The organism is Micromonospora matsumotoense, from assembly GCF_900091525.1.
Lineage (GTDB): Bacteria > Actinomycetota > Actinomycetes > Mycobacteriales > Micromonosporaceae > Micromonospora > Micromonospora matsumotoensis.
In genome coordinates, this window is record NZ_FMCU01000001.1 from 581,028 (window position 1) to 594,930 (window position 13,903).

The following is a 13,903-nucleotide window of genomic DNA, read 5'->3' on the forward strand; positions in this document are numbered from 1 at the left end:
AAAAGCTGGTGGTACGACTCCCGGGGGCACCGGCAGAATCGAGCGTCGTGATCACGACGGGGACCTGTCCGCGCTGCGGCACGGCGACGGTGTCGATACGGGCGGCGATGCCCTGGTGTGCGGACTGCGAGTGGAACCTGGACGGCTACGATCCGGGGCGTCGGGCGCCCGAGTTCGGCTGGGCGTGGGTCGATCGGCGCACCCACCGGATCGCGACCCGGCTGAACCGTCGGCAGTACGCCATCCTCGTCGGCCGTCCGTTGGAGCCGGCCGGACCGGGGCTGGCCGGGATGGTGACGGCGACCGCCGCGCTACTGCTGGTGGTCGGGGTGCTGGCGCTGGCCGGGCTCGGCTGCTGGCTGCTCTTCGCGTACCCGTTCCCGAATGTCGCGGTGGTCTTCGGGGTGGCGCTGGTCGGGCTGGCGGTGTCGCTGCGACCTCGTTTCGGCCGGCTCGATGCCGACCTGGAGGTGCTCGACCCTCGACGGACTCCGGAGTTGCACGCGCTGGTCGCGGAGGTGGCGGCAGCGGTCGGCGCGCCCGTGCCGCAGGTGATCGGGGTGGACGGCAGCTTCAATGCGTACTCGACCTCGGTGGGGTTGCGGCGGCAGCGGGTGCTCTGTCTCGGACTGCCACTGTGGGGCGCCCTCGACGGGGCGCAGCGGGTCGCGTTGATCGGCCACGAGTTGGCGCACTTCGTCAACGGCGACGTCCGCCGGCTGCTGGTCACCCAGCCCGCGCTGACGATGCTCGGCAATGCCGCCGACCTGTTCCGGCCGTCTCCCACCGGCCGGCCCGGCGGGTTGCTGGAGATGGTCGGCGAGGCGTTGGGCCGGGCGGTCTCGTGGATGCTGTCCCGGCTGCTCTTCGGCGTTCACCTGCTGCTGGTCTGGACGGCGTTGCGGGACAGCCAGCGGGCCGAGTACCTGGCCGACGAGTTGGCCGCCCGGGCGGCGGGCAGCACCGGCGCGCGCGACCTGCTCGACGTCCTGCTCAGCGGGGACTCGGTCACCCTGGTGGTGCGGCAGGCGTCCCGGGGCGGGCAGGGACCACGACAGTGGCGGTCCGAGGTGGCGCGGGCCCGGGCGGCGGCGGCCGGGCGAATGCCGCTGGTCCGCCAGTTGTCGGTCCGGGAACACACGTCGCTCTTCGCCTCGCACCCGCCGGCCGGACTGCGCCACCGGATGCTCACCGCCCGCGCCCCGCACGAGCCGACGGTGACGCTGGACGAGAGCCGGATGGCGCGCCTCGACGCGGAGTTGGGCCGGCACTTCGACCGGGCGGCCCGGATCGTCGCCTGGTCCGGCTGAGCCCTCGTCCACGGCGCTCGGGGTCGACTCCCGGCCCGAACGCGGGACACGGCAACCAGCGGATCAGGGACTTCCGCCCCTTCCATCCGGAGCAGGTATCTGTTGGCAGCTCGCCCCGGGATGAACCATCCTTCGGCGTGGTCCTCCTGACGGGACTGTCCGGCCGGCCCGGGCCGGCCGGACAGTCCCGATGCGGCAGCCCCGAGTGCGACCGGGTCGAGGTGTGTGCGAGTGTCGTCAGACCTCTTGCGGCGCTGCCACCGCCCGTCAACCGAGCGGGGACGACGACGATGTCAACGGCGCCGCCCTGTCGAACCGGGAGAACACCACCGTGGCTAGCCTGGACGTCGCCCTGAAGAACGCGATGAGCATCGATGGAGCGATCGGGGTGGCACTCGTCGACTACAACAGCGGAATGACCCTCGGCGTGGCCGGCGGCACCGGCGAGATCGATCTGACCGTCGCCGCCGCCGGCAACACCGATGTCGTCCGCGCCAAGATGCGCACCCTGGAAATGCTCAAGATCGAGGACGAGATCGAGGACATCCTGATCACACTCGGCGGTCAGTACCATCTGATCCGGCCGCTGACCGGCCGCACCGGCAAGGGCCTGTTCCTTTATCTGATGGTGAGCAAGAGCCGGGCCAACCTGGCCATGGCCCGACACCAGCTGCGCACCATCGAGGAGAGCCTGGAACTGTGAGCGCAGACAAGACCGAGAAGACCCTGCCCCGCCGCTCCCCGCGCACCAGCAGGCTGCCGGCCACCCGGCTGCTCCCGCCGTCGCTCGCCGGGGACCGCTCGTTGCCGTACCCGGCGATCGGTCGCGAGCTGGCGGAACTGCGGCACCAGATCCCCGGGGTGCACGGCTGCGTGCTGGGCGGCGTCGACGGCCTGCTCATCACCCACAACCTGCAGACCGAGGTGGACCCGAACGACCTGGCCGCGCTCGCCGCGACCACCTTCGGCCTCGGCCGGCAGGTCGGCATGCGGCTCGACCAGGGGGACTTCCAGCAGTCCACGGTACGCAACCAGAGCGGTTACCTGAGCGTCTACGCGGTCAGCGACCAGGCTCTGCTCGCCGTGGTCGGCACGGACGCCGTCAACGTCGCCCGGCTGCACCTGCACGCCCCGGGAGTGGCCGGCCGCCTCGCGGCGCTGCTGACCCGCGTACCGACGGAGGCCTGATCCGGACGGCGGGGCGGCGGCGGATCACGCCGTCCCCCGCCCGGCCCGGACCACCCGGCCGCGCCGGCCCACCCAGGTCGGAGAGGCTCTTTAACGGGCGAATCCCGGCCTCTGTCCACACTCCACCGCACCACCCGACCAGATACCCCGGATCTGGCTTTTCCGAAATAGTCGCCACTGCTGGGAAATAGTCATCGCAGATGGTCGGAACGCGCGACACAGCAACGATAGTTGACCGCGAAAGTAACTGTGTCGACATATATTTCTGATCAAGTCTACGGATGCCACTCTCCGTACTCACACCAACGACGCGGGGTACGCGTCGACCATTTCTGTTACTGTCCGGGCTGCTCGCACTGACCATTCCCCTGGTAGCCACCCCTGCCGAGGCGGAACGTTCCGCCGCCGCCGCCGTCACCATGCCGACCTGCGCCTGGTCGTCGAAGTACGGGGCGACAAGCCTGAACGCCTACTGGCCGGACACCGCCGCCACCTACTGGTCGACCGTCTATCCGGTGACGCCGGGCCTGGAAATCACCATCTCCGGGGTCTTTCCCGACGCCAGATACGCGTCTTTCAACGTGTACGACGACAAGCCCACCTACTTTACGCGTAATGGCGTCAGCTCCAGCATGCCCGATTACCTGATCACGCCGGACACGGGCAGCCTGAATCCGTGGCAGTCCAGTGCGTCACCGGGCGGCCGGTTCACCCTCACCATCAGCCCCGAGGTGACCTTCGGACAGACCAACCGAATGCCCCTGGCCCGGGAGGACGCCCTGCCCGGCGCGAAGGCATCGGTGATCTTCCGGGTCTATCTGCCGGCCGGTGGTGATGCGATGGTGGTCCTGCCCACCATCACCCTCACCCTCGACGGGGTGCCGCAGACCCTGCCGCCCTGCACCTCGGGAAGCACCACCACCCCCACCACCGCAGCAGCAGTGGCGGACACGGAAAGGTCCGCCGCGGGCGGGCCCGGCGGGCCTGGCGGGCCTGGGCATCCCGGGGGCGGACCCGGCGTACCCGGACATCACCCTGGCGGGCCGGGCGGGCCCGGACATCACCCTGGCGGGCCGGGCGGGCCCGGGCATCCAGGGGGCCCTGGACATCCCGGCGGACCTGGGCCCGGTGGACCGGGCGGACCTGGTGGGCCTGGGCATCCGGGTGGACCTGGGCCCGGCGGACCCGGCGGACCGGGTGGACCGGGTGGACCCGGCGGACCGGGTGGACCCGGCGGACCGGGTGGACCCGGCGGACCCGGCGGGCCTGGTGGGCCCGGCGGGACGGGTGGGCCCGGCGGGCCCGGTGGACCGGGTGGACCGGGTGGACCCGGCGGACCGGGTGGACCCGGCGGACCGGGTGGACCCGGCGGACCCGGCGGGCCTGGTGGGCCCGGCGGGCCTGGTGGGCCCGGCGGGCCTGGTGGACCGGGTGGACCGGGTGGACCGGGTGGACCGGGGTTGCCGGAGGAGACCGGGCAGAAGCTCTTCACCCGGACGTCCGAGGTGGAGAACCTCGCGCCGAACCCGGACAACGCTTATCTCGGCACCTGGGTCACCCCACCGGCGGCGGACCAGGTCGTGGTGATCCGGGGCCGGGCGCCCCGCACGGTCTCCGGCAACCATCCGGGCGTCTGGCCGCGCCGGCACACCGACCTGCGCTACTTCTCGATGTGCACCAACCTCGGCGGCCAGGTCAAGCCCGTCGTGATCAACCGGTTCACCGATGCGCCGGCGAGCCTCGGCTGCCGCTACGACGACGACACCCGCCTCGACCGGCACGGCTACTACACCTACGTGCTCGGCCGGGAGCAGCAGCGGACGGCGATCGAGGCGGTGGACGACGCCACCTTCCTGCCGTTCTCCGTCTCCTACCCGGTGGCCCCGCACATGGTGCTGCTGCGCAACCTGCTGCCGGTCGCCGGTTTCCCGCACGCCACCCAGAACGTGCCGGTGGACAGCACGGCGGAGACCGCCGCGACCGTCATGGGGCCGCACTACCCGTTGTCGAAGGTCTGTTCCCTGGCCAGCCTCACGGCTGACGGGGGGCGCGGGTGCACCGTCTGACCTGATCGGGATGGGGGTGGTGCGGCGTAGGTCAGCAGAGCGACCCACGCCGCACCACCCCGGACCGCCAGCCGGCTGCGCCTGAAGCGGGTGAGCCGGACTTAACGCCACCCAGACCACAGCCCTCCTCTCGGACATCCCGCACCGGACGCCACCCGGCCCGCCGGCCACCGCCCCTCGGCAGGCCAGGAAACAGCCCCGGCAAGGCCCAGCCGGCGGACGCGACCGGTAGCCGTGCCACCAGGATCTGTGGCAATCGACGCCGATCGCCACCACGAACAGGAGCTTCCTGCGGCGCAGCCGCCGCAGGAGTGGAAGCGGTGGAGGCGACTGGGCGCGCGCCGCGGCGGTGGCCAGCGGCCGAGCGGCCAGACCGCGCTGCTGAAGGGGTACGACCCCACCCCGCACCGACCCCTCTTACATTGACACTTATCAACGGCCATCTTTAGGATGGCCGCGAATCGATTCGCTGGCGCGCCAGGTGCGCCGTGCCGGCGACGCAGGGACACCACGGGAGGTCGCGTTCGTGAGAGACAGTGAGTTCGGCCCGTGAGCCTCTCCGAACGTCCCATCCGGCGCAGGCAGCTGCTCGCGACCACGGCGCTGTCGGCCGGTGCTGTCGCGTTGGCCGACGGGTTGACGCCCGGATGGGCGGCCGCGGCCGTCCCGGCGCAGGTCACGCTCCCCGAGCGGGGCATCTACGACACGGCGGCGGCGACCGCGTGGACCGATGGCTTCCTGACCGGCAACGGCGAGTACGGCGCGGTGCTCCACGGAACGCCGACGCTGGAGAAGGTGATCTTCAACCATCACCGGTTCGTGTTGCCGAACGGCTCCCGGGGCGTGCTGCCGCCGGTGAACTCCGGGCAGCTCTCCCGGGCCCGGGACCAGGCCATGTCCGGAAACTACAGCGGGGCGACGGCCACCTTCGTCAACGGCTGGGCGCTGCGGTGGACGCAGACCTACCACCCCGGCCACGAGTTGCAGATCAGCACGCCGGCGATGACGACGGTCAACAACTATGCCCGGATCACCGACTTCCGCACCGGCGAGGTCAGCCACAGCTGGACCGACGGGTCGGGCACCTGGCTGCGCCGCGTCTTCGCCTCGCGCGCCGACCGGGTCGTCGTCCACGAGCTGCTGCCGGCGGCCGGGCAGACGCTGGACGCGACCCTGCGCGTCAACACCGGGTTGGAGGGCGTGCCGGGCAACGTGGGCTACACGGTCTCCGCGACGGTGGCCGGCGGCTCCGGGTACCTGGACGTGCGCGGCACGTATCCGTCCGGCGGCGCGTACGGGTTCGAAGGGGTCACCCGGGTCGTGATCAGCGGCGGCCAGGCGGCGATCACGGTGAGCGGTTCGGCTCTCGTGGTGTCCCGGGCCACCCGGATCCTACTGCTGACCAAACTCGACCGGTACGAGACGGCCGGTGGGTGGAACGGGCAGCCGTTGCAGGCCGCGCTGGCCGCGCTGCCCGCCGACTACGCCGTCCTGCTGGGCCGGCACGTCCCACCACACCAGGCGATGTACGACCGTTCCGGCATCGATCTGGGCGTCTCCGCCGCCGACCGGCAGCTGTCCACCAGCCAGCTGATCGCCCGCCAGAAGGCGAACACCTCCGTCATCGACGTCGCGCTGCTGGAGCGCCTGTACGACTCGGGCCGCTATCTCTTCGTCAGCTCCAGTGGGATCCTGCCGCCGCGCCTGACCGGGATCTGGACCGGCACCTGGACCGGGGCCTGGGCCGACGACTTCACCACCGACGCCAACATCAACCTCCAGGTCGCGGGCGGGAACATCCTCGACCTCGGTGACGCGATGCAGGGGTACCGCACCCTGGTCCTCGGGCAGCTCGCCCATTGGCGGGAGAACGCCCGCCGGCTCTACGGCGCGCGCGGCTTCCTGGCCCCGAGCCGCACCGACGGCGAGTACGGCTACATGCTGCACTTCGACGGCGGCTTCCCCGGGCACTGCTGGACGGGCGGCGCGGACTGGCTGCTGTACCCGCTGCTGGAGTACTACCAGACCACCGGGGACGCGGCCTTCCTGCGTGACCAGCTCGGCCCCGCCCTGATCGAGCTGGCCCTCTTCTACGAGGACTTTCTCACCCGGACCGACTCGGCCGGCAAGGTGGTCTTCGTCCCGTCCTTCTCCATGGAGAACCGGCCGGCCAGCACCGGCCAACTCCTCGCGATCAACGCCACCGGCGACATCATGGCCGGGCGGCACGCGTTGACGGCCGCCATCGACGCGGCCAACACGCTCGGCGTCGAGCAGGGCGCCGGGCAGGGCGTGCAACGCTGGACCGCGCTGCTGGCCAGGCTCCCCGGCTACACCGTCAACGGCGACGGCGCGCTGGCCGAATGGTCCTGGCCCGGCCTGACCGACAACTACCACCACCGGCACGTACATCACCTGTACGGCGCCTGGCCGTTGCACGAGATCAACCCGGAGGACCGGCCCGATCTCGTCCGCACCGCCCGCCGGGCGCTGGACCTGCGCGGCGACGAGAACCTCTCGGCCCACGGCAGCCTGCACCGCGCCCTGGCCCGGGCCCGCCTCAAGGACGGCTCCGGCGTGTACGGCAACCTGCTGAAGATCCTCGGCCGCAACATGGTGTTCCGGTCCCTGATGACCGCCCACAACCCGAATCTGGACATCTACAACGCCGACGCCGCCAACGCCATCCCCGCGGTGCTCGCCGAGGCGCTGCTCTACACCCGACCGGGCGTCCTGGAGCTGTTGCCCGCGCTACCGGACCAACTCCCCCGGGGAACCATCACCGGGGTCCGGGGCCGCAACCGGATCCTGGTCGAGAAGCTCACCTGGGACATCGGCGCCCGTACTGCCACCGTCACCCTGAACTCGGCGGTCGCCCAGGAGATCAGCCTGATCTGCCGCCGGGGCATCGCCTCCGTCACCACCTCCCCCGCGGTCACCGTCGCCTCCTCCCCCCTCGGCAACCACGCCCGGGTCGTCGCGCTGCCCGCCGCCACCACGATCCAGATCACCGTGGGCCTCTCCGCGAACGCTCCCGCCGGAAAGTACCGGCTGGTCAACCGGAACAGCGGCAAGGTGCTCGACGTCAACGGCGGGTCCACCGCCGACGGCGCGCGCATCATCCAGTGGACGTGGACCGGTGCCACCAACCAACAGTGGACCCTGGAACCCAACCCGGACGGGTCCTACCGCCTGCGCAGCGTCAGCAGCGGCAAAGTGCTGCACAGCGCCGGCGGCTCCGCGCAGGGCGCGGCGTTGACCCAGTCGACCGACACCAGCAGCGACAACCAGTGGTGGAAGCTCGTGCCCGCCAGCACCAGCGGCTACCACCGGTTGGTCAACGTGCGTAACGGCTGGTGTGCCGACGTGTCCGGCGCCTCGACGGCCGACGGAGGAAGCGTCATTCAATGGTCTCCCGGCACCGGCGCCAACCAGGAGTGGCAACTCGTCGCCCTGTAGACCGTCCCGACGCGAGATCCCGGGTCAGCCCGTCGAACGCCACCCAACGATGACCGACGTCGACCGATACCGCCCAACGAAAGACCAGCTCAGAGCTTTGATCACGGCTCTGAACTGTGGGCGACGGACGAGTCGACCTGTAGCTGGATTATGATCATCGCACCCCCGCCGACCAGGGACGCAACCCGGCGACGGCCGTTGTAGGCCGTCGCCAGGCCGTCAGGACGCCATCCATCGGTCTGCCTCAGTCGTGCGGGTCCAGCGCATAGCCACGGCCCGGCTGGGTGTTCTCGGATTCCACCAGCACCAACCGATCGCGCCAGCCGTCGGGCAGCACCGCAGTCGACACACTCACACCCTGGGCGTAATAGCCGTAGGTCTCGTGGAACGGCGAGAACTCGCCGATGAACGCGTCGACCTGGTCGGCCTTCTGATCGTCGGGATCGTCGAAGAACGCCACATCCACCTCCATCGAGGCAGTGGCTTCCCACGGCAGATCATCCTCCGGAATCGTCCCCAGCACCGACTAGTTGCCGATGATGAGGACGTTCCGATCGCCGACAATCCGACCCGTCGATCTCAGAACATGCTCCAACTCTTCGCGCCTCACGCCGCCCGCTCCCAGCCCCGACGCTTGAAGGACTCAAGAACCTTCCCGCGCTGCGACTGCGAGAGCACACCAGCGAAGGGCGAGTTCTGCCGCAGCTCGACAGCCTCCGGATCTTCCGACGTCAACGCCCGAAGAACGGAGCCAACCCCTTCGTTGATCTTGTCCTGCCAGCGCCGCAACCAGACCTCGGTCATGGTCCCCCGATGCTGCCGGAGCAGCCGACCGAGATTCTCCTCCGCCTTGCCCAGGACCTCATCCGGATCGGCGACCAAGCCCCCCGCCACAGCCTGGTGCAGCCACAGCGACTTGAGCTGATCACGGGTCAACGCCTGCTTGGGGCGCAACAGCGCCTCGACGTGCTCCCGCCGGACCTTGCGGTGCGCGCCCACCCGTACGAACGGCAGATCCCCACGCTCGCACAGGTTGACCACCTGCTGGCGCGAGCAACCCAGCAGCTTGGCCGCCTGACCGGTGCTCAGCAGTTCCCCACTCACGGTCGCCACACTCGCAGCATCCGCCAGAAACACCAAAAACGCAACTCGGTGACAGTGTATGAACTGGTCAAGCCGCACCAGCCGGCATGAAGAGACCGTCGATCGCGTTGCGGGTGCCTTCCTCGCTGGCCGGCATCAGGTGGGTGTAGACCCGCAGCGCGAACCCAGGGTCGGAGTGCCCGAGGTACGTACGAGGCGAGGGTCTTAATGCTCTTCCCCGCGTCGAGCAGCGCCGAAGCGTAGAAGTAGCGAAGCGCGTGCATCCCGGTCGCCCGGGTCGGAACGATGCCGGCCGCCGCCACCGCGGGACGCCAACTCTTGCCGTCGAAGGTCGCCCGCTTGATCGCACCCCGTGGGGTAGTGGTAAAGGTCAGCGGCACCGTCACGCGCTCATCGCTGAACGGGTCTTCCCACGGCAGGGTGATCAAGGTATCGCGCTCCGCGCGGTGCGGGGCGGCAAGCCCGGCCGGCGGCAAGCCGCCCCGGACGCCTACGGCACCGGGGCGGTGAGCCACCGACAGCCGCCGGGACACCGCCCCAGGAGGCTCGGTATCGGATTGCCAAGGTGACCAGGAAGCCTGAACCATCCACCGGGTGGACATCGTCGCCCAGTGGGTCCGCGTCTCCTGGACCAAGCAGTCACGCGGAGGCCACCACGCCGCCCGCCGCAACGCCCTGCCCACGGCGTTCACGCTGCCGCAGCACCATGCGCCCCTCACCCACGAAGTCACGATGCACGAGCACGACGGCTTCCAACCAGTCATCTCCCTGCACAACAACGCACCATCCTGCGATGCCGTCCAACTCCGCCACACCCAGGACCAGGTCCGCGTCGAGCTGATCCCGACGGCTTGGGGCATGCCCCGCCGACACCGCCGCCCGCCAGCCGTACGCCTCCCCCGAGGCCAATGGCTGCGCTGGCAGATCAACTACCGCTTCACCCACCACTGCACCGGAGATTGGCTCTACCGCCTCGACACGCTGAACATCGCCCACGGCCCCGTGCCCGTCGATGTCTTCCTGACCGAACCACACCAGAGCATCGATGAACGGGCCTATCTGCGCTGACTGTGCCGCCGCACGGCGGTACGGAAGCCGGCGGGTCGCCCTGGTCGCGTGGTCGGGGCTTCCGGCTGCCGCGCCAGTCCAACCCCGGGACCGGCTTGCCACCGGGTATCCGGGTCACGCCAGCAGCTCGACCGCCAGGACGTACCCGGCCCCATCCCGCACGCCGTCCGCCGTCAACGAGGACCAGGCCGCCACCGAGCCCCAGCAGGCACCGCAGACGGGTCCAACTGACCCGGGAGTCAAGGAATGCTGGGCCGTCTCTGGGCCGTCTCTGGGCCGTCACCGGGCCGTCAAATGCCACCTAACGATGACCAAGAACGACCATCGACGCCCGGACATAGAACCAGCTCAGAGCCATGATCGCGGCTCTGAGCTGGTGGGCGACGGACGAGTCGACCTGTACGCCGGATTCTGTGCGCGGCGCGTACCCCTCGCGGGGCCCGCACCGGCGGCGGCCATCCATCTCGGCCTACCGTCGCCGGCAGGCTCCTGCGGCCTACCCGCAGACATCGGGCGGGCAGCCCTCAAGCGTCTGCGCCGGGTCGTCAGCTTGCGGTGACGGCCCTTGCTTGGCCTTGCTCCGGGTGGGGTTTACCTAGCCACCCCGGTCACCCGGGGTGCTGGTGGGCTCTTACCCCACCGTTTCACCCTTACCGTCCCCGAGTGGGGTCGGCGGTCTGTTTTCTGTGGCACTGTCCCGCGGGTCGCCCCGGGTTGCCGTTAACAACCACCCTGCCCTGTGGAGTCCGGACGTTCCTCGGCGGCGGGCCGCAGCCCGCCGACGCGACCGCCCGGTCGACTCGTCCGTCGCGCTCTCATCCTAACGACGCAGCGGCCAACCCCGATTCCACCCCACCCCGGTCCGCACCGCGCAGGAGGTGAAGATGGTACGCAGTTGATCCGGTGGAGGGCCTCTGATCAGGGCGTACTAGCCTCTGGGCACCATGGACCTCTCCGATGCCGTACTACTGCTCGTCGCCGGTCTCGCTGCGGGCACGGTGAACGCGGCGGCCGGCGGTGGTTCCCTGATCACCTTTCCGGCGATGATCGCGGTGGGCCTGCCGCCCGTCGCGGCCAACGTCAGCAACTCGGTGTCGGTCTTCCCCGGCTACGTGGCGAGTGTGGCGGGCAGCCGGATGGACCTGCCGCCCCGGCGGACGCTGTGGCCGTTGCTGCCGACGGCGGTGCTCGGCACGGGTATCGGTTGCGTGCTGCTGCTGGCCACCCCGGCGCGGGCGTTCGACCTGGTGGTGCCGTTCCTGGTGCTCGGGGCCACCGCGGTGCTGGCCTTCCAGGGGCCGCTGCGCCGGCTGGTCGGTCACCCGGCCGAGTTGGGCCCGCGCCGCCGTACCCTCACGGTGCAGGCGATGGTCGCGGTCGGCACGGTGTACGGCGGCTACTTCGGCGCGGCGCTCGGGGTGATGCTGGTCGCCGGCCTGGCCCTGGTGCTGGACGCGACGCTGGCCCGGGTGTCGGCGGTGAAGAACCTGCTCTCCGCGGTGGTGGGGTTCACCACCCTGGTGGTGTTCGCCCTGTTCGGGCCGGTCAACTGGGCGGCGGTCGCGGTAGTCGCGCCGGCCACCATGCTCGGTGGGTACGTGGGCGCCCGGGTGACCCGCCGGTTGCCGCCGGCATTGCTCCGGACGCTGATCGTCTGTTTCGGCACGGCGATCGGCCTCTACCTGCTCTGGCGCGCGCTGGGCTGAGCAGCCACGGGACGGCTCAGTACGCCTCGCCGACCGGCTCCTCGGGGGCGTGCTCGGCCTGTCGGGCGGCCTGGTTCCCACGGGACCAGCGCAGCCGTTCGCCGTAGCCGGCGGCCATCAGGTGGGCGAAGGCCAGGTAGACGAGCAGGCCGACGGCGAGCACCCCGAAGCCGACCCAGAACGGCAGCGCCAGGCTGTGTTCGGCGAGCTTGCCGGACAGGATCGGGGCGGGCGCGGCGGCCCCCCAGCGCACCAGGTTGAACGCGCCGGTGGCGACCCGGCGGTCGGCGGAGCCGAGGCCGAGGGCCAGGTCGGTGAGGTTGGCGTTGGCCAGGCCCATGCACAGGCCGGCGAGGACCAGCACCACCAGCGACTCCGCAGTGCTGGTCGAGGTGGCGAAGAGGGCCATGCAGGCCAGCAGCCCGACGAGGGCCACCCCGACGGTCTGCACCGCGCCGATCCGGTGGGCCAGCCGGTGGCCGATCAGCAGGATGCCGGCGGCCAGGCCGAGACCCCAGCCGGTGAAGGCGAGGCCGAGGGGGATGACGTCGAGACCGAGGAAGAGCGGCGTGTAGCCGAGCACCACGAAGAAGACGAAGTTGTACGCGGCGGTGACCACGCAGAGGATGAGGAACGCCGGCCGGCGGTAGGTGGCGAAGATCTGCCCCAGCCGTACGGGCGGCTGCCGGTGGGTCGGCTCACGGAGCCTGCGGGCGGCCACCAGCAGGGCGAACACCATGAACATGCCGCAGACGAAGAACGGCAGTCGCCAGCTGACCTCGCCGAGCAGGCCGCCGATCAGCGGGCCGACGGCGAATCCGAGGCCGAGCGCGGTTTCGAAGAGGCCGACCACCCACTCCCGGTCGTTGGCGAGGTTGACCAGCACCACCATGGCGGTGGCGAAGAACATCGCGTTGCCCAGCCCCCAGACGCCGCGCAGCACCGACAGTTGCACGATGTCGTTGCTGAACGAGGCGGCGATGGCGGCCAGCCCGACCACCGAGACGCCGGTGACGAGCACCGGCTTGAAGCCGAACCGCCCGCTGGCCAGCGTCGCCGGGATCATCCCGACCGCCATCACCGCGATGTACGCGGTGAAGAGCAACTCGACCTGCCAGGCGGTGACCCCGATCGCGGTGCCGATGGCGGGCAGGATGGGGTCCACCACGGCGATGCCGGCGATGGCGAGGAAGGCCACCAGCGTGGTGGCGTAGATGGCACTGCGGTGGGGCTCGGTATGCCGGTCCACTCCGCTCTCCTGTCCGGCCGAAGCCGCAAATAGCTGTATCGTACAGGTAAATCTGTTGTATCATACAGTTATGAGTGACGACCACGCGACGGGAGCAGCTCCGGGCGACAGCAGCCTCGGCCGGATCGAGACCGAGGTGGCCCTGTTGATGCGGCTGGGCGAGGCCACCCGCCGGGCCACCGGCAGCGCCGAGCACCGGGTGCTCGACCGGGCGGCGTACGTGATCCTGCGGCACCTGGACGCCGCCGGCCCGCAGAACGTCTCGGCGCTGGCCGCCCGGCTCAACCTGGACGGCTCCACGGTCACCCGCCAGGTGTCGGCGCTGCAACGCGACGGCCTGATCGCCCGCGCCCCCGACCCCGCCGACGGCCGGGGCACGGTGATCTCCCCCACCCCCGCCGGCCTGCACCGGATGGCCGCCGTCCAGGCCGCCCGGACCCGGCTCTACGGCGACATCCTCGCCGACTGGACCCCCACCGACCGGGACACCCTGGCCACCCTGCTGAGCCGCCTCAACCAGGCCCTCGACTCCCGCACCCGCCACCGCTAACCCCCACTCCTGCCCCTGCCCCGTCCGGCCCCGTTGATCAAGAGGTTTACGTCACCCCCACACCGAAAGTTGACCCAAACCTCTTGATCACCGACCCCACCGGGCCGGAAGTCGGCCCGACGGCCGAGTCGTTCGCGTGATCAAGAGGTTTGGGTCAGTTCTCGGCGGGATGTTGACGTAAAGCTCTTGATCAACCGGGGCCG

General features: G+C 70.6%; 11 protein-coding genes and 1 other RNA gene. 8 read left to right on the forward strand and 4 right to left on the reverse strand.

Going from position 1 to position 13,903, the window contains the following annotated elements; genetic code table 11:
- The first annotated feature begins 47 nt into the window (after positions 1–47).
- From GA0070216_RS02500 to GA0070216_RS02525, 5 genes are all read left to right on the forward strand, one after another.
- Positions 48–1,310: a M48 family metalloprotease gene (locus GA0070216_RS02500; RefSeq protein ID WP_245722253.1), complete on the forward strand. Its 1,263-nt coding sequence runs from the start codon at positions 48–50 to the stop codon at positions 1,308–1,310.
- Positions 1,311–1,641: 331 nt separating this feature from the next.
- Entirely contained in the window at positions 1,642–2,013 is a 372-nt protein-coding gene (locus tag GA0070216_RS02505; RefSeq protein ID WP_091238899.1) for a hypothetical protein, read from the forward strand.
- Positions 2,010–2,498, forward strand: coding sequence for a roadblock/LC7 domain-containing protein (locus GA0070216_RS02510; protein WP_245722254.1), 489 nt, complete (start codon positions 2,010–2,012; stop codon positions 2,496–2,498). The genes GA0070216_RS02505 and GA0070216_RS02510 overlap by 4 nt, the downstream gene beginning before the upstream one ends.
- A gap of 1,460 nt (positions 2,499–3,958) precedes the next feature.
- On the forward strand, positions 3,959–4,564 hold the full coding sequence (locus tag GA0070216_RS02520; protein ID WP_141722996.1) for a hypothetical protein: 606 nt from the start codon (positions 3,959–3,961) through the stop codon (positions 4,562–4,564).
- Between the two features lie 549 nt (positions 4,565–5,113).
- Positions 5,114–8,023, forward strand: a complete 2,910-nt coding sequence (locus tag GA0070216_RS02525; RefSeq protein ID WP_091238073.1) for a glycosyl hydrolase family 95 catalytic domain-containing protein — start codon at positions 5,114–5,116, stop codon at positions 8,021–8,023.
- 244 nt (positions 8,024–8,267) lie between these two features.
- On the opposite strand, the gene GA0070216_RS34340 is transcribed toward GA0070216_RS02525, so the two are convergent.
- The gene (locus tag GA0070216_RS34340; RefSeq protein WP_245722255.1) at positions 8,268–8,546 is read right to left on the reverse strand and encodes a hypothetical protein; all 279 of its coding nucleotides are present in this window, start codon (positions 8,544–8,546) and stop codon (positions 8,268–8,270) included.
- Positions 8,547–8,629: 83 nt separating this feature from the next.
- Positions 8,630–9,136, reverse strand: a complete 507-nt coding sequence (locus GA0070216_RS02535; protein ID WP_091238906.1) for a helix-turn-helix domain-containing protein — start codon at positions 9,134–9,136, stop codon at positions 8,630–8,632.
- Between the two features lie 585 nt (positions 9,137–9,721).
- Between GA0070216_RS02535 and GA0070216_RS02545 the strand changes: the two genes are divergently transcribed.
- A complete protein-coding gene (locus GA0070216_RS02545; protein WP_091238077.1) occupies positions 9,722–10,195 on the forward strand; it encodes a hypothetical protein in 474 nt (157 codons plus the stop codon).
- Between the two features lie 384 nt (positions 10,196–10,579).
- Here GA0070216_RS02545 and rnpB read toward each other — a convergent pair.
- An RNA gene (gene rnpB, locus GA0070216_RS02550) (RNase P RNA component class A) lies at positions 10,580–10,998 on the reverse strand.
- A 141-nt stretch (positions 10,999–11,139) separates the two neighbouring features.
- Between rnpB and GA0070216_RS02555 the strand changes: the two genes are divergently transcribed.
- Complete coding sequence (locus GA0070216_RS02555) at positions 11,140–11,901, forward strand: sulfite exporter TauE/SafE family protein (RefSeq protein WP_091238080.1); 762 nt, start codon at positions 11,140–11,142, stop codon at positions 11,899–11,901.
- 16 nt (positions 11,902–11,917) lie between these two features.
- Here GA0070216_RS02555 and GA0070216_RS02560 read toward each other — a convergent pair whose 3' ends face one another.
- On the reverse strand, positions 11,918–13,150 hold the full coding sequence (locus tag GA0070216_RS02560; protein ID WP_091238084.1) for an MFS transporter: 1,233 nt from the start codon (positions 13,148–13,150) through the stop codon (positions 11,918–11,920).
- A 70-nt stretch (positions 13,151–13,220) separates the two neighbouring features.
- On the opposite strand from GA0070216_RS02560, the gene GA0070216_RS02565 reads away from it, so the two are divergent.
- Positions 13,221–13,700: a MarR family winged helix-turn-helix transcriptional regulator gene (locus tag GA0070216_RS02565; protein ID WP_091238088.1), complete on the forward strand. Its 480-nt coding sequence runs from the start codon at positions 13,221–13,223 to the stop codon at positions 13,698–13,700.
- Positions 13,701–13,903 lie beyond the last annotated feature (203 nt).

What these genes read in the sequence shown, in the direction of transcription:
- GA0070216_RS02565 (WP_091238088.1), top strand. Translation starts at nt 13,221, where the DNA reads ATGAGTGACGACCACGCGACGGGAGCAGCTCCGGGCGACAGCAGCCTC.
- GA0070216_RS02555 (WP_091238080.1), top strand. Translation starts at nt 11,140, where the DNA reads ATGGACCTCTCCGATGCCGTACTACTGCTCGTCGCCGGTCTCGCTGCG.